This window comes from Mesorhizobium sp. Ca11 (assembly GCF_020165275.1).
In the GTDB taxonomy this organism is placed as follows: Bacteria; Pseudomonadota; Alphaproteobacteria; order Rhizobiales; family Rhizobiaceae; genus Mesorhizobium.
This window is the reverse complement of sequence record NZ_JAIUHU010000018.1, coordinates 63,211-76,465: the sequence shown is the minus strand read 5'-3', so window position 1 is coordinate 76,465 and position 13,255 is coordinate 63,211. Positions and strand designations below refer to the sequence as shown.

Below are 13,255 nucleotides of genomic sequence, written 5' to 3'. Positions count from 1 at the left end.
CCTGAGCGGCACCTCGGCCAGCGAAGCGCGGATCACCCTGACGGGGACCGGTGGCGCTGCAGCGCGCCGGCGCAGCATTGCGGCCGAGAGACTGCCGATGAGAGTTCGAACGTCCATGTGGACTCCTCCTGAAGAGTCCCCCAGCGACCAAGCGTTAGCACCGCGGCCAGGCGGCCGCATTTAACTTTGATGTACGCGCAGGCATCTTGGCGAGGTGCGGCGATCCAAGGGCCAACCTTTTCCGTTGGCATGCGTTGTCCTCCGAAAGGAGATGACCATGCCGACCAGCAGCCGAACGAAAACCGACACAGCCAGAAAATCAGCGACCGCCAAGAAGACAGACACGGCGAAGGCCGCGAACAGGCAGCGCGGCGTGCAGCGCAAGGTCGATGCCACGGACCGCAGCAAGCCGAAGCCGGAAGCGCCGGGCGCCATGCAGGCCGGCGCGCGCAGATACCCCACGCCGCCTTTCCCCAGGCAGCATCATCCCAAGCCCGGTGAGGAATGGGCGATCGAGCCCGCGCCGCTTTATGATGCGCCCTTCTGGCAAGGGTCGGGCAAGCTCAAGGACAAGGTCGCGCTGATCACCGGCGGCGATTCCGGCATCGGCCGCGCTGTGGCCGTGCTGTTCGCACGCGAGGGTGCCGATGTCGCCATCGCCTATCTCAGCGAGGACCGCGATGCCGAGGCGACTAAGCATGCGATCGAGGCGGAGGGCAGGCGCTGCATCACCTTGCGCGGCGATGTCGCCGAACGCGCCTTCTGCCGCAAGGCGGTGGCTGAGACACTCAAGGCCTTCGGCAAGCTCGACGTGCTGGTCAACAATGCTGCCTTTCAAATCCACTCGGCCGATTTCGCCGATCTGACCGAGGAGCATTTCGACACCACGCTGAAGACCAATCTCTACGGCTATTTCCATATGGCTCAGGAAGCTGTGCCGCACATGGCGCCGGGTTCTGCCATCATCAACACGGGTTCGGTCACCGGCATCGAGGGTTCGAAGGAACTGGTCGACTACTCGATGACCAAGGGCGGCATTCACGCCTTCACCCGCGCTCTCTCCGGCAACCTCATCTCGAAGGGCATCCGCGTCAATGCGGTGGCACCGGGTCCGGTCTGGACGCCGCTCAACCCATCCGAAAAACAAGCGGAAGACGTTTCGCAGTTCGGCGCCAAGACGCCGATGAAGCGGCCCGCCCAGCCGGAGGAGATCGCGCCGGCCTATGTGTTCCTGGCCTCGCCGCAATGCTCGAGCTACATCACCGGCGAAATCCTGCCGATCATCGGGGGTTACTGACACCCATGAGGAGGATCTCATGAAAAAAGCGCTTCTCATTGCAGTCACCCTGATTCCGGCCCTGCCGGCGGTGGCCCAGAATGCCGCCCAGCCGAACGATCAGCAGGCGCAGAACTGCCAGGCCAAGCCCGACGCCAACGACCAGCAGCAGAAACAGAAGCAGCAGGCCGACACGGATGAGCTGTCGAAAAAACTCGGCAATTGCGGCGGCGTGCTGAAGCCGCCGCCGACCGGCGACAAGAACGCGACGCCGCCGCCCCCGACAGGCAGCGACATGCCGGTGATCAAGCCGGGCGAAATTCCGCCGCAGACCGGCCAATGAGGCCGTCTTCAACAACAAGGGTTCAATGCTTGCGCTTCTCGCCCTCGGTCGCCTTGGCGGCCGGCAAGTTGTGGGCCTCGCGTATCATCTGCAATGCCTCCTCGCGCGTGAGGCCGCATTTGCGGGCAAAGTAAGCCGCTTCGAGGATCTCGGCCTCGGAAGCCGCCGAAACAGTGGAAGCCGGCCGTCTGTGCTTCTTCTTGGCCATCGGTTCACCGCGCCATGAATCACTTAGTCAGCTAAATATAAACCCATTGTTTCTGATTGCAAATTCCGACGACGGACCCGCTCAAAATCGTTCGAACCGCCGCTCCACCTTGCGAGCGAATTTTTCCCGCTCCTCGCGGGTGATGTTTTCCACGGAGTATTTCGCCAGATAGAGGTGTTTCTGCGTGCGTCCGCACATGGATTTCAAGCCGCGCAAAAGCACCTTTCTGCCCGGGTCCTGCATATAGAGCCTGGTGTACCACCACGGCGAGCCGAAGGTGGTGACCACGCCCATCCGGCGGATGTTCAGAAGCGCCGGCTTGATCGTGCCGCCATCCGTCGGCAGCTCGAAGGCAACGCCCGGCCCGCCACACGCGGTCGAAATATCCCTTGAGAACAGCGGGCATGCCCGACCACCAGGTCGGGAAGCAGAACACGCACGCTTCCGCCCATTGCAGTGCGTCGATGTAGACCTGCAGATCCGCCGGCGCGGGCGACGGACCGGCATGCCCCTTCAACTCATCGACCTGCATGACGGGGTCGAATTTCATGGCATAGAGATCGAAGTCGACGACCTCGTCGCCCCTGGCCTTCAGGACCTCCACGACACGCCGGTGCAGCGACGCCAGGTAGCTGTCGCGCGCCGGATGCGCGTAGACGACGTTGACCTTCATCGCATGCCCCCACACGTCCCTGATCCCGGCCTGAGGCTAGTTGAACGCCATTGCTTTGCCTAGGCTTCAGCATTGGTCGTGCGCGGCCACGCATCGACAGGCGGCCGGAACCATCGCGCCGGCACAGGATTGTGACTTGCGGGCCGCGTCAGCCGGACCTGGTGGCAAAGAGAACAGGGCTGGTTTCTCCGGCTTCCCGCCCTGGCCAACGAAAAGGCAGTCGAGCTCTTGTCCCACCCGGCCCGCTCCGAGCTTGGGGCAGTACATGGCAGTGGATACGGAATTAAACGGTGGCGGCGTCGAACCGCGCAAGGGCATGCCCAGCCCGCGTCTCGGCGAGAGCGAGTTCAAGCAACGCTACAGGAAGCTGTTCTACGATCCGGCCTTCGAGCCGGAGGCCGAAGCCATAGGCAGGCTGGCCGAAATCGCTTGGCAGGCCTATAGCGAGGAACGCAAAAGTCCGGTGACCCGCAAAGCGGGGGAGGGTTTTCACGACCCAAGCTACGATCTCTCCGTCGAATGGATCGCCGCTCACGATGCGGTCAAGGCCGCGCAACGGCGCCACGAGGACAGAACTGCACCCTCGCGCATCCTGATCATCAACGGCTCCTCACGCAGCGAGCATACTTGCCCGGGCGAAATGTCGAAAAGCTTTCGTCTCGTCGAACTGGCGCGCCGCGCCATTGCCGGCAGGCCGGGCTTTTCCGTTGAAGTGCTCGATCTGTCGCGGCTCGCTTCCGAATATGGCCGCAGGATCTACCCTTGCAAGGCCTGCTTCTCGACAGCGGCGGCGCTCTGCCACTGGCCGTGCTCGTGCTATCCGAACCATTCGCTCGGCCAGGTGCACGACTGGATGAACGACATTTATCCCCTTTGGGTCGAGGCGCATGGCGTGATGATCGTCACGCCCGTCAACTGGTACCAGACCTCCTCGCCGGTGAAGTTGATGATGGACCGGCTGGTCTGCGCTGACGGTGGCAATCCCGATCCGTCTTTGACGCAGGGCAAGGATGCAGCGCTTGCCAAGCAAGCCGAACTCGCTGGCTGGAGCTATCCCCGCCATCTCGAAGGCCGGTTGTTTTCGGTTGTCGTTCATGGCGATACGGAAGGCGCTGCGAACGTGCGGCATGCGCTTGCCGACTGGCTGCGTTCGATGAAGCTCGATCCCGTCGGCGAGATTGCCGAACTCGACCGCTATATTGGCTACTGGAAGCCCTATGCAACCAGCCATGACGAGCTCGACGCTGACAAGGACGTTCAGGTTGAAGTAACCAACGCCGCGCTAGCCCTGGCCGAAGCGGTGGCGAGGCGCCGGGCAGGGGAATTCCCCACCATCGGAGCCGACCTCAAGGATCCACGCCCAAAATAGAGGAAGAAGATGCCGCGCTGGGCCAACGAAGGCTGGACAATCCTCAAGGAAAGCGTCTCCGGCTATATTGCCGACAATGCGCTGAGCCACGGCGCGGCGATGGCCTTCTACGCCACCACCTCGCTGGCGCCGATCCTGCTGATCGTGGTCGCGATCGCCGGGTTCGTCATCGGCAACGATGCCGCGCAACTGGCGCTCTCGGCACAGATATCGGGCGTCATGGGACCGCAGAGCGCTGATCTTCTCAAGGCAACGGTCGAGACCGCCTCGCAGCGCGGGTCCGGTACTTTGGCCGCCTTGATCGGGCTGGTCACGCTTTTAATCACCGCGTCCGGCGTCTTCGGCGAGATGCAGCAGACATTGAACGAGATCTGGAAGGTCAAGCCCACCAGCGTGTCGTTTTCGCGCCTGGTGCGGGCGAGGGCGGTGAGCCTCGGACTTGTGGCGGCGCTCGGCTTCCTGCTGCTGGTGTCGCTTGCAGCCAGCACCGCAATCGCCGCGCTTGGCGAAGTCATTAACCGCAGCCTGCCGTTTGGAACGCTGATCGTCAGCGGCATCAACACGGTCGTCTCCTTCGCATTGATCGCGCTGCTCTTCGCCGCGATCTACAAGGTCCTGCCGGACCGCACGCTCAAATGGCGCGATGTCGGCATCGGCGCCGCGGTCACGGCGCTGCTCTTCACCATCGGCAAATCGCTGATCGGCTGGTACATCGGCACCAGCGCCATAGCGACGTCTTACGGAGCGGCGGGCGCGCTGATGGTGGTGCTGGTCTGGGTTTATTACTCGGCACAGATTTTTCTTTTCGGCGCCGAGATTACCCGCGCCTATTCGGTACGGCGCGGCAGCCGGCGCGACCTCGCGCCGGTCGTTGCGAATGCAACCGACCGGGCTGCGCTGCACCATGCCGAAGAAGTAGCCAAACCCGAGACGACGATGCCGGCCGACGCTGGTGCAAGTGTCGGCGCGGCGGCGCCTCGGGCATCCGGCGGCGGGATCGTCCTGTGGATTGTCCTCGGCAGCCTGATCACTCTGCTTGTCACGCGGGTCTTGCGCCGCTCAGGCTGATACGACCTCGTCGCCAGGCTCGTGCCTTACCGCCGTTCTTCCTGCCGTTTCTCGATTTCGTAGGACAGCCAGCGGCAGAACATGCCGATAACCGAGGTAGCGGCTCCGCCGAGCAGACAAGCAATCAACAACGGACTTTTCGAGGCACTGTCCCAGCTGACGATCGCCAGCAGCGCCACGCTCACTGTGGAAATCAGATACCCTGCACCCTTGAGAAGATGAAGCGACGATCTGGTCATGTTGGCCCGCCTTCCAATGAACAGACAATCAGGATCGAGGTTCCATCTAGCCGATATTCCTCCACGAAGGTTGCGCATGAGGCACTTGCTGGAAACCGGGAAGGCAGGCTGGCCCGGCCGCGACATACAACTCACTTGGGACTGAAGTCGCACGCAGCGCCGCTTTGGTCCAAGCAGTGAAACCTTGGCCCGCCGTTGGTGGTTGGGGGACGGTTTGACGGATATTTGAGTCCCTTCATCGTCAACTGTTTGAACGCGCATCATTCCCGCGACTGGTGGGCGTTCATTCGAGGCCAACGATCCAGTGCCAAGGGGCGGACCGGATGACATGCGGCACGCTGTGAGGCGCCCCGACAGCGGTCGCGGGGCGCGCCCCGATCCTCATCGGTAATCTGACGGCCGAGCTTTTTCTATCGCGAGGGGGATTGGTCCGTCCTCGACAAGGATATCCTTCTTGCGCGCGAATGCGGCGAAAACGCCTCGTGCGGTTTCCGCGTCGACATCACCGGCCAAAGCCGCCTTGCAGGCACGGATAGCCGCTTTCTGCTCCGGGCTATTGCCGCACCAGTCGGTCGCGAACTGATAGGCATCGACGACGGTGTTCAGTTGCCGGGGAAAGCCCAGTCCGACCCAAACGCGAAGGGGTTTCTCGAAAGGTTTGGAAAGCATCGCGAACTCCCATAATCGCGAAACTTTCAAACAGTCAGTCCGCCGCCGCGGCCGCCTTTGCCGGTCATCCATGGCAAGGGCATACTCACGTCCTCGAGAATTTTGACCGACCTTGCGAAACCGCTAAAGGCATCTCTGGCGGCAGTCAGCGGATAGCCGCTGTCGAATGCCCGCTGGCAGGCACGAAGTGCCGTTTCAAAGATGGTTCCGCGCCTGTTCTTGGGCCACGCGTAAAGAAATTCCAGGGCATCTTCCAGGCACGCGATTTCCTGGATGAGGCTGTCTCCGCTCTTCACGAAAACAGGGCTGTCGAACATGCGATCGTTCATAACGTCCTCCAATCGAACGAACAATTGAGTTCAGGCAACGGCTTGGTGCCGACAGCGGCCCAAGCTCAGCGGCGATATGGGTTTGTAGATCTTGACCGTCAAGAGGCCCGGGGTCGCTGCAAGAACCGGCGCGCCAATTCTGCCATCCACGACGAATTATCGGTCCAACAAACAGCTAAGATCGTTGGTGGCGCGGGCAGCGGCCGCCGTCGTTCGATTAGACCTGCAATGTGGCAGAGACCCCTGGCAAGCTGCCGGGGCTCGGCGGCGTCAGCGGATCGTCCGCTATGCGGCTTCAGCCGCGACGTTGACCGCGGATTCGGCAAGCTGGGTGAGCGCGGCGTCCGTTTCCTTTTCTTCGTTCAGCGTCTTGTCGAGCAAGGTGACGGCCTCCGTCAGGCCGAGTTCCTGCGCCCAGGTCCTAAGCGTGCCGTAGCGAGAGATCTCGTAATGCTCGACGGCTTGGGCGGCAGCCAGCAGGCCGGCGTCGAGCGAGGGCGAGCCCTTGTACTCGTCCATGATCTCGGCACCTTCCTCGGTGATGCCTATGATGGCGGCACAAGTCTTGCCCGCCGGTTTCTTATCGATCACCTCGAACACTTCCTCGAGACGGGCGACATGTTCCTCCGTCTGGTCGCGATGCTTCTCGAAGGCCATTTTCAGCGCGTCGTCCTGCGCCGCCTTCGCCATCTTGGGCAGCGTCGTCAGGATTTTCTTCTCGGCGAAATAGATATCCTTCAGCGTGTCATGGAAAAGTTCGTTGAGGCCCTTGTTCGAGGCCGCTTTCGTCGTCGCCATTCTGAATCTCCTGGTGGGGTTGGATCACCACCAACACGGCCCGACCAAAGTTGTTCCAGAAAGAAATACATGCGGCGACACAGCTAAAAGCATCAATTGTTATTGACGACGACGAAGCACCGCCGCGGCCAGGCAATTGGCCGGACCGACGCATGAATCGCCCGACTGTCGCATCTGAAAAGCCGCTTTCCCCTGCTCGGGATTCACGCAAACCACTGCGCGATGAGGCCCACTGACGAGGCTGCCATTGTCATTGTCGTTAGCCATCCCAGCGCGCGCAGCCAACCCTGAACCGGGAATTCACCCATGATGTCTTTGCGGCCGGCCATCCGCATCATGACGATCAGCACGGGAACGGCGCATATGCCGTTGATGACGGCGCTCCAGTAAAGCGCCTTGATCGGGTCGATCGGGGTAAACATGATCCCGGTGCCAAGAGCGGTCGCGGCGGCGAGTGTGACGTAAAACGCCAACGCTTCCTTCGGCTTGCGCTGCAGCCCCACCGTCCAGTGCAGGGCTTCGCCGACGGCGAAAGCCGCTGACCCCGCCAGCACCGGCACAGCCAAAAGCCCGGTGCCGATAATTCCCATCGAGAAAATGATGAAGGCGAACTTTCCGGCGGCCGGCTCCAGAGCCTTGGCCGCGTCCGTGGACGAAGCGATATCGGTCACCCCCGCCTTGTGAAGCGTGGCGGCCGTGGTGAAGATGATCGCGACACCTATCAAATTCGAAAACGCCATTCCGACCAGCGTATCGGCGCGTATCCGCCGGAATGCCCTGGAAGCTTGCCACGGCGCCCATCGCAGCGGCTTGGCGCTTGGCTTGAGTTCCTCCTCCTCGACTTCCTGCGAGGCCTGCCAGAAGAACAGATAAGGCGAGATCGTCGTGCCGAGGATCGCGAGCAGCGTGGTGAAGAAAGCGCCACTCCATTCAATGTGCGGAACAAGCAGGCCTTTGGCCGCATCGGCCCAGGCTACATTCGCGGCGAACATGGCAATGACGTAGGCGAAGAGGCTCAAAGTTGTCCATTTGAGCACTTTCACGTAGCGGGTGTAGTCGATGAAGACGATCGCGCAGATACAGACGATCGCGAATGCGATGACATAGAGCGGGCTCGGCCCGCCGATGAGCAGCTCCAACGCGTCCGCCATGGCGCTGAGGTCGGCACCGATATTGATGACGTTGGCGACGGAAAGCAGCACCACCACGACGTAGAGCAGCGGGGAGGGATAGTGTCTGCTGAGGTTGCCGGAAATCCCCCTGCCGGTGGTGCGGCCGATGCGGGCGGCGATCTCCTGGATCGCCGCCATCAGCGGGAAGGCGAATAGCATGGTCCAGCCGATATCGAAACCGAGCTGCGCGCCGGCTTGGCTGTAAGTTCCGATACCGGAGGGATCGTCGTCGGATGCGCCGGTGATAAAACCGGGGCCGATCGTACGCAAGAACCGTTGCAAAGGTCCCTTCGCCGACGTGTTGCTTCGTTCTCTCTCGATGTGCGAACCGACTTCGGCCATCCTTGGTTCTTCCATGCCCGGCCGAGCGCTAGCGCAATGGCAGCCGAGGCCAGGGGTAATCGGAGCGACTTGCACGACAGGCTCGGACAGGTGTTTTGCGTAGATAAGCAAGAGCTAACGAAGATGGTGAGTAACTGGCGGCGATGACGTCGGTTCCGCCGTCATCGTCACTTTCGCATCAGAGAGCGGATCGGGTCGGGTGCCGAAAAGGGTCCTACATAAATATATCGGGGGTTGTCTTGCCGGGAGTCAGTTTAAACGCTATATGTGTGACATCGATCTTGTTGAACGAACGTTGTTTCAGGGCCTTTGCGCCCGACGATCTTCCCTCTCAATTTCGAAAACCGTGACGTTTGGCATTCGGCCAAGCGGCGGTAATTTGCGTCGATTTGAAAGGAAATCGTATGACTACTGGAACCGTGAAGTTTTTTAACGCCACCAAGGGCTTTGGCTTCATCGAACAGGGCGGCGGCCAGCCGGACGTGTTCGTTCACATCTCCGCCGTGGAGCGCGCAGGGATGCGTTCTCTCGTCGAAGGCCAGAAGGTAAGCTTTGACGTCGTCAAGGACGCTCGCAGCGGCAAGAGCGCCGCGGAGAACCTCCAGGCAGCCTAAGCCATGCGTCGGCGCCTTTGACCACGGATGTACCGGCACAGGCGCTGGGGCTTTGAGGGAAGGTCGGGTTCGCCCGGCCTTTTTCATTTGCATAGCGAGGTAGCACATGGCTGATACGAATGTGTTCAAGCCGAAAGGCGACGCCAAGAACGAGGCCACTACAAAAACCGCGCGCGCCATCATCGACAGCGAGGCGGCGGCCAGGGTTGCCAAAACGGCGCGTCTTCGCAAGGCCAGGCTTGCGCAGGAGCCGGTGGAGGAGCCGGTAAAGAAGATGAAGAAGAAGGCCGCCGCCAAATAAGGGCGCGGCGTGAGCGGCGCCGTGGCGGCCGGGCTGGGTTCACCCTTTCCTGAGATGGTCGCCCCGGCTGCGGGAAAAATCCCGATAAGCCTTTGATCAGTGCCGTCCCTTGAGGAACCTCGCCTCTCTCACCAGTGAAGTCCAGTCAGGGCCGATAAGCTTGATCAGTTCGCGAGCTTCGTCCTCCGAGATGTCGGTATCCTTTGCCAGGCGGCGAGCAAGCAATTCCACATCGCCCTGTGCTGGTTGAGCCGCTTTGCCATCGCCGGGTTCGGCGCCGTCGCCTCGGTTGATCATGAGCCAACTCCTTCCGGTAGGAACTTTCGAGGCGGCGGCATGTTTCATGCGTTTCTGCAATTTTGATATCCGGGGGCGTCCCGCTGGCGGCGGACCATGAGATCCGCGGCTGATCCCCGATGCGGCGCCTTTCTGGAACCGGCGCAAGGCGGCGCGCCAGGCGCCTCGCGAAGGCAAGCCGATGCGGATAATCCAGCGCGCCTTCGGCGCGGGCGGAACTCGGCCATGGTAGCCCATCAGAGCCATTCATCCCGCCCGACCTGCAGGTCGAAACGGACACGCCGCCGTCGCGCGGGTGACCGGCTTACTCAAAGGCGCTGCCGCGAGGCAACGCCCTTCGTTTTGGGGAGCCGGCTGTTACCAGCTCTGCATCCTGTACCAGTCGTCGATGTCGCGGCGCACGCGATCCTTCTCCAGGCCGTAGCGTTCCTGGATTACGCCTTCGAGCTGGTCGCGCTTTCCGGCGATACGATCGAGATCGTCGTCGGTCAGCTTGCCCCACTGTTCCTTCACCTTGCCTTTAACCTGCTTCCAATTGCCTTCGACGCGGTTCCAGTCCATGGCCGGACCTCCTGTTGGACACGGAGGGCTAACGGCAACACGACCGCGAAGTTCCTGTCGAAAGCTCTTTCTGCGTCGAGGCAGGCACTGAGCACAACGACACGGACGAATGTGCCTTCATCTGGCCGTCATAATGAACCGCCAAATTAGCAAACGCTGAACGTGACCCCCGGTCAGCATGTTCCCAAGACCTCTCTTGCCCGGCTCCTGGTCCGGGCTTCTTTTTAATGCATGTCGCCCAGAATGCGCAGCGGTTCTGGGACGACGGGCATCAAAACAAAGACTTAAGACTTAAAGCGTGTCGTCTGAATTCATTTCAGCGACGCGCCTCAGGTGCTGGCATCCCGCCTGGAACGGGTGGCGCGGATTGGCGATGGCGCATCCTCAAAAATCCGGCAGCGTTGGAACATTAGGCGGGTGCCGAGGTTCTTGCGGCATGGATGGCGCGCAGTTTCCCCGAAGGCCCGTCATCCGGACCGGGTTCCGACCCGAGCAAGCCCGCCTCGGCCGTCCCTCGCCGGGACGGGCTTTATCGTGACGAGATCGGAAGGACCATGCTTCACCAAGCCGCCAAAATCGCCGAGCAGGCCCATCGGGGTCAGAAAGACAAGACCGGCAGACCCTACATCGAACATCTGAGACGGGTTGCCGATGCGGTCGAAACGCTGGACGAAAAGACGGTTGCCTATCTGCATGACGTGGTCGAGAAAGGCGAGGGTTGGAGTCTCGAGCGGCTGCACGGCGCCGGCTTCGGCCTGCCGGTGGTGGCGGCGGTCGATGCGCTGACCAGGCGCATGGACGAGAGCGAGGAGGGTTTCATTTTCCGCGCCGCCTCGAACGAGCTTGCCCTGCCGGTTAAGATAGCCGACCTGCGCGACAATCTGTGGCAAGCTCATCAGGCGGGCGTTGCGCCGGACCGGTATGAGACGGGCCTCGACATTCTGGGCGAGTTGGCCGCCAGGGACTGAGCGGCGTTGGGGGCACTAGGCTGCTGCCGGCGTCGCCCCGCTATTCGTCTAGCTGCAGCAAATCGAGCCGCGCGTCGGGCAGCGAGTGCTCCCACAGGGCCCTTTCGAGGTCGTTGCGGTTGTCGCCGCCCGTGGCTTCCGGCAGGTCGAGCGCCGTCAAGGCCTGGTCGTCGAACTCGATCGCCGCCCCGTAAAGTTGGGCGATTTGCATCACCAGGCTTTCTATGTCCTCGCGGGCGATGTTCTCGGCGAGGTTCTTGAGCCTGATTTCTTCCGCAACCCGAATGATGTTGACGATCCCGTCGATCCGCAGGGCCTGCTGGACCTTGCAGTGAGAGTCGTCGCGCAGCCGGTTGGAAAATCCTCGCATCATTGGAAAACCCTCCTTTCGCGGGGGTCTATCCCTCTGTTGCGACCATGCGCTGGAGCAGTGCGGTTGGCAATACACAAATTTTAAAAACAATAAATAAATCAACCGGTTAGCAAAGTATATCAAACGCGCTTTCACCGCATCCTTAGCATCGTTGGCTTCATTGCCAGTCGGCAGATCATCCCCTCTTGACGCCTTATGGCCGCTTCCTATTTCTACTCACAGTTAGGCACATACTAACTCCCGGTATTCGGCTCGGATGGAGGCGGAAGTGGTTGAGCTTGAACGGCCGCAAAGGTTGCAGATCATGCTGACCGACGAGGAATTGGCGGCGCTGGAAAACTGGCGTTTCGAAAAACGCATGCCAAGCCGCTCGGCCGCCGTGCGCGAGCTTTTGCGCCGTGGGCTGGCGTCCGATGGGTTTCTGACCGCTGACCTGGGCGCGAAGTCGCAGGATTTCGGCGTGATATCGCTGGATCGGAAGGTCGCAGATGGCTCCAGCGACTCGAAACCCTGAGGAGATGCACGCTCGCTCGCGGCAGATTGCCTTGACCTCGGCCGGCCCTAATTACCGTCCATGACCAATACCGGGGGGACGTTCCGACACGATCCGAACGCCGATGCGCGCTTGGCCGCGATCGTCGATTCTTCCTACGACGCCATCGTTGGCAAGACTCTGGACAGCGTGATCACCGACTGGAACCACGCGGCCGAACGCATGTTCGGCCATACCGCCGAAGAGGCCATCGGCCGGTCGATCCTGATGTTGATCCCAGAGCATATGCAAGACGAGGAAACCGAGATCATCGGCCGCATTCGCAAGGGGGAGCGCATTCCGAGCTTTGAGACGGTGCGCAGGCGCAAGGACGGCTCGCTGATCACCGTTTCACTGACGATTTCGCCGATCAAGAACAATGCGGGCGAGATCATCGGCGCCTCGACGATCGCCCGCGATATCAGCGCTGCCAAGGAAAGCGAGCGCCGCATCCGGCTCTTGATGCGCGAGGTCAATCACCGCGTGAAGAACCAGTTCGCCGTGATCCTGTCGATGATCAGGGAAACCAGCAAGCGCTCCACCGATCCGGGCGAGTTCGAGGAACTGATCCGTTCGCGCATCATGGCGCTGTCGCGCTCGCACGATCTCCTGGTCACCTCCGAATGGGCCGGCGCCAGCCTGTTCGACCTGATCCAGGAGCATCTGAAGCCTTTCGGCCATGAGGAGCGCATCTCGCTTTCCGGGCCGCTTCTGACGCTGCAGTCCAACGCCGTGCAGAATCTCGGCATGGCTTTCCACGAATTGGGCACCAACTCATCCAAATATGGCGCGCTGGCGGGCGAAGGCGGCCGTATCGAAATCACCTGGCAGGTCGAGCCCGGCCCCCAAGCGCAGCGGCGCTTTCATCTTCTGTGGCACGAGACATCCGGCGCGACGGCCGCTGGAGCTGAGCAGAAGACGAGTGAGCGCAAGGGTTTTGGCACCGTGGTGCTGCAGCGGGTGGCGCCGCAGTCGCTGAGCGGTTCCTCAAGCCTCGAACGCTCGCCCGGCAGCGTGAAATGGACGCTCGACGCGCCGCTCGAGGCGATCGTCGTTCCGCAGCTGGGGGCAGAGGGCGACACCGACTTCGGCGTCTGAGCGGCAGGCGGCGGGATTTCTGCCG

Annotated in this window: 19 protein-coding genes; 9 read left to right on the top strand and 10 right to left on the bottom strand. The window is 61.6% G+C overall.

Features of this window, described 5'->3' with window-relative positions; translation table 11 throughout:
* Nucleotides 1–277: 277 nt before the first annotated feature.
* Nucleotides 278–1,297, top strand: coding sequence for an SDR family oxidoreductase (locus LB538_RS25455; RefSeq protein ID WP_224530867.1), 1,020 nt, complete (start codon nucleotides 278–280; stop codon nucleotides 1,295–1,297).
* Nucleotides 1,298–1,316: 19 nt separating this feature from the next.
* Nucleotides 1,317–1,619 carry a hypothetical protein gene (locus LB538_RS25450; protein ID WP_224530870.1) on the top strand — a complete coding sequence of 101 codons (303 nt, stop codon included), beginning with the start codon at nucleotides 1,317–1,319 and terminating at the stop codon, nucleotides 1,617–1,619.
* A 22-nt stretch (nucleotides 1,620–1,641) separates the two neighbouring features.
* Here LB538_RS25450 and LB538_RS25445 read toward each other — a convergent pair whose 3' ends face one another.
* Nucleotides 1,642–1,827 (bottom strand): hypothetical protein, encoded by a 186-nt coding sequence (locus LB538_RS25445; RefSeq protein ID WP_095768392.1) that lies wholly within the window; start codon nucleotides 1,825–1,827, stop codon nucleotides 1,642–1,644.
* 31 nt (nucleotides 1,828–1,858) lie between these two features.
* Nucleotides 1,859–2,500 carry an NAD(P)H-dependent oxidoreductase gene (locus LB538_RS25440; protein ID WP_224530873.1) on the bottom strand — a complete coding sequence of 214 codons (642 nt, stop codon included), beginning with the start codon at nucleotides 2,498–2,500 and terminating at the stop codon, nucleotides 1,859–1,861.
* 265 nt (nucleotides 2,501–2,765) lie between these two features.
* Here LB538_RS25440 and LB538_RS25435 point away from each other — a divergent pair, with 265 nt between their 5' ends.
* Both LB538_RS25435 and LB538_RS25430 read left to right on the top strand, forming a co-directional pair.
* Nucleotides 2,766–3,869 (top strand): flavodoxin family protein, encoded by a 1,104-nt coding sequence (locus LB538_RS25435; RefSeq protein WP_095768393.1) that lies wholly within the window; start codon nucleotides 2,766–2,768, stop codon nucleotides 3,867–3,869.
* Nucleotides 3,870–3,878: 9 nt separating this feature from the next.
* Nucleotides 3,879–4,937 (top strand): YihY/virulence factor BrkB family protein, encoded by a 1,059-nt coding sequence (locus tag LB538_RS25430; RefSeq protein WP_224530875.1) that lies wholly within the window; start codon nucleotides 3,879–3,881, stop codon nucleotides 4,935–4,937.
* A 26-nt stretch (nucleotides 4,938–4,963) separates the two neighbouring features.
* Here the strand turns inward: LB538_RS25430 and LB538_RS25425 are convergent, their stop codons facing one another.
* The 5 genes from LB538_RS25425 to LB538_RS25405 all read right to left on the bottom strand — a co-directional run bounded on the left by LB538_RS25425 (nucleotide 4,964) and on the right by LB538_RS25405 (nucleotide 8,486).
* A complete protein-coding gene (locus LB538_RS25425) occupies nucleotides 4,964–5,176 on the bottom strand; it encodes a hypothetical protein (protein ID WP_224530878.1) in 213 nt (70 codons plus the stop codon).
* Nucleotides 5,177–5,557: 381 nt separating this feature from the next.
* Nucleotides 5,558–5,845: a DUF982 domain-containing protein gene (locus LB538_RS25420; protein WP_224530880.1), complete on the bottom strand. Its 288-nt coding sequence runs from the start codon at nucleotides 5,843–5,845 to the stop codon at nucleotides 5,558–5,560.
* A 26-nt stretch (nucleotides 5,846–5,871) separates the two neighbouring features.
* On the bottom strand, nucleotides 5,872–6,174 hold the full coding sequence (locus tag LB538_RS25415) for a DUF982 domain-containing protein (RefSeq protein WP_140840699.1): 303 nt from the start codon (nucleotides 6,172–6,174) through the stop codon (nucleotides 5,872–5,874).
* 285 nt (nucleotides 6,175–6,459) lie between these two features.
* Nucleotides 6,460–6,972, bottom strand: a complete 513-nt coding sequence (locus tag LB538_RS25410) for a ferritin-like domain-containing protein (protein WP_224530884.1) — start codon at nucleotides 6,970–6,972, stop codon at nucleotides 6,460–6,462.
* A gap of 203 nt (nucleotides 6,973–7,175) precedes the next feature.
* Nucleotides 7,176–8,486, bottom strand: coding sequence for an Nramp family divalent metal transporter (locus tag LB538_RS25405; protein ID WP_224530897.1), 1,311 nt, complete (start codon nucleotides 8,484–8,486; stop codon nucleotides 7,176–7,178).
* 404 nt (nucleotides 8,487–8,890) lie between these two features.
* Between LB538_RS25405 and LB538_RS25400 the strand changes: the two genes are divergently transcribed.
* Together LB538_RS25400 and LB538_RS25395 are read left to right on the top strand one after the other, a co-directional pair.
* Complete coding sequence (locus LB538_RS25400; RefSeq protein WP_095768399.1) at nucleotides 8,891–9,100, top strand: cold-shock protein; 210 nt, start codon at nucleotides 8,891–8,893, stop codon at nucleotides 9,098–9,100.
* Between the two features lie 106 nt (nucleotides 9,101–9,206).
* Complete coding sequence (locus LB538_RS25395; RefSeq protein ID WP_224530901.1) at nucleotides 9,207–9,401, top strand: hypothetical protein; 195 nt, start codon at nucleotides 9,207–9,209, stop codon at nucleotides 9,399–9,401.
* Between the two features lie 96 nt (nucleotides 9,402–9,497).
* Here LB538_RS25395 and LB538_RS25390 read toward each other — a convergent pair whose 3' ends face one another.
* Together LB538_RS25390 and LB538_RS25385 are read right to left on the bottom strand one after the other, a co-directional pair.
* Entirely contained in the window at nucleotides 9,498–9,698 is a 201-nt protein-coding gene (locus tag LB538_RS25390) for a hypothetical protein (RefSeq protein WP_095768501.1), read from the bottom strand.
* Nucleotides 9,699–10,055: 357 nt separating this feature from the next.
* The gene (locus LB538_RS25385; RefSeq protein WP_224530904.1) at nucleotides 10,056–10,259 is read right to left on the bottom strand and encodes a CsbD family protein; all 204 of its coding nucleotides are present in this window, start codon (nucleotides 10,257–10,259) and stop codon (nucleotides 10,056–10,058) included.
* A gap of 554 nt (nucleotides 10,260–10,813) precedes the next feature.
* Between LB538_RS25385 and LB538_RS25380 the strand changes: the two genes are divergently transcribed.
* On the top strand, nucleotides 10,814–11,227 hold the full coding sequence (locus LB538_RS25380; RefSeq protein WP_140840707.1) for an HD domain-containing protein: 414 nt from the start codon (nucleotides 10,814–10,816) through the stop codon (nucleotides 11,225–11,227).
* 40 nt (nucleotides 11,228–11,267) lie between these two features.
* On the opposite strand, the gene LB538_RS25375 is transcribed toward LB538_RS25380, so the two are convergent.
* Entirely contained in the window at nucleotides 11,268–11,600 is a 333-nt protein-coding gene (locus LB538_RS25375; RefSeq protein ID WP_224530907.1) for a hypothetical protein, read from the bottom strand.
* A gap of 268 nt (nucleotides 11,601–11,868) precedes the next feature.
* On the opposite strand from LB538_RS25375, the gene LB538_RS25370 reads away from it, so the two are divergent.
* Together LB538_RS25370 and LB538_RS25365 are read left to right on the top strand one after the other, a co-directional pair.
* Nucleotides 11,869–12,114, top strand: a complete 246-nt coding sequence (locus LB538_RS25370; protein WP_095768404.1) for a hypothetical protein — start codon at nucleotides 11,869–11,871, stop codon at nucleotides 12,112–12,114.
* Nucleotides 12,115–12,174: 60 nt separating this feature from the next.
* The gene (locus LB538_RS25365) at nucleotides 12,175–13,230 is read left to right on the top strand and encodes a sensor histidine kinase (RefSeq protein ID WP_224530910.1); all 1,056 of its coding nucleotides are present in this window, start codon (nucleotides 12,175–12,177) and stop codon (nucleotides 13,228–13,230) included.
* The last annotated feature ends 25 nt before the right edge of the window (nucleotides 13,231–13,255 follow it).

What these genes read in the sequence shown, in the direction of transcription:
- LB538_RS25455 (WP_224530867.1), top strand. Translation starts at nt 278, where the DNA reads ATGCCGACCAGCAGCCGAACGAAAACCGACACAGCCAGAAAATCAGCG.
- LB538_RS25450 (WP_224530870.1), top strand. Translation starts at nt 1,317, where the DNA reads ATGAAAAAAGCGCTTCTCATTGCAGTCACCCTGATTCCGGCCCTGCCG.
- LB538_RS25445 (WP_095768392.1), bottom strand. Translation starts at nt 1,827, where the DNA reads ATGGCCAAGAAGAAGCACAGACGGCCGGCTTCCACTGTTTCGGCGGCT.
- LB538_RS25440 (WP_224530873.1), bottom strand. Translation starts at nt 2,500, where the DNA reads ATGAAGGTCAACGTCGTCTACGCGCATCCGGCGCGCGACAGCTACCTG.
- LB538_RS25435 (WP_095768393.1), top strand. Translation starts at nt 2,766, where the DNA reads ATGGCAGTGGATACGGAATTAAACGGTGGCGGCGTCGAACCGCGCAAG.
- LB538_RS25430 (WP_224530875.1), top strand. Translation starts at nt 3,879, where the DNA reads ATGCCGCGCTGGGCCAACGAAGGCTGGACAATCCTCAAGGAAAGCGTC.
- LB538_RS25425 (WP_224530878.1), bottom strand. Translation starts at nt 5,176, where the DNA reads ATGACCAGATCGTCGCTTCATCTTCTCAAGGGTGCAGGGTATCTGATT.
- LB538_RS25420 (WP_224530880.1), bottom strand. Translation starts at nt 5,845, where the DNA reads ATGCTTTCCAAACCTTTCGAGAAACCCCTTCGCGTTTGGGTCGGACTG.
- LB538_RS25415 (WP_140840699.1), bottom strand. Translation starts at nt 6,174, where the DNA reads ATGAACGATCGCATGTTCGACAGCCCTGTTTTCGTGAAGAGCGGAGAC.
- LB538_RS25410 (WP_224530884.1), bottom strand. Translation starts at nt 6,972, where the DNA reads ATGGCGACGACGAAAGCGGCCTCGAACAAGGGCCTCAACGAACTTTTC.
- LB538_RS25405 (WP_224530897.1), bottom strand. Translation starts at nt 8,486, where the DNA reads ATGGCCGAAGTCGGTTCGCACATCGAGAGAGAACGAAGCAACACGTCG.
- LB538_RS25400 (WP_095768399.1), top strand. Translation starts at nt 8,891, where the DNA reads ATGACTACTGGAACCGTGAAGTTTTTTAACGCCACCAAGGGCTTTGGC.
- LB538_RS25395 (WP_224530901.1), top strand. Translation starts at nt 9,207, where the DNA reads ATGGCTGATACGAATGTGTTCAAGCCGAAAGGCGACGCCAAGAACGAG.
- LB538_RS25390 (WP_095768501.1), bottom strand. Translation starts at nt 9,698, where the DNA reads ATGATCAACCGAGGCGACGGCGCCGAACCCGGCGATGGCAAAGCGGCT.
- LB538_RS25385 (WP_224530904.1), bottom strand. Translation starts at nt 10,259, where the DNA reads ATGGACTGGAACCGCGTCGAAGGCAATTGGAAGCAGGTTAAAGGCAAG.
- LB538_RS25380 (WP_140840707.1), top strand. Translation starts at nt 10,814, where the DNA reads ATGCTTCACCAAGCCGCCAAAATCGCCGAGCAGGCCCATCGGGGTCAG.
- LB538_RS25375 (WP_224530907.1), bottom strand. Translation starts at nt 11,600, where the DNA reads ATGATGCGAGGATTTTCCAACCGGCTGCGCGACGACTCTCACTGCAAG.
- LB538_RS25365 (WP_224530910.1), top strand. Translation starts at nt 12,175, where the DNA reads ATGACCAATACCGGGGGGACGTTCCGACACGATCCGAACGCCGATGCG.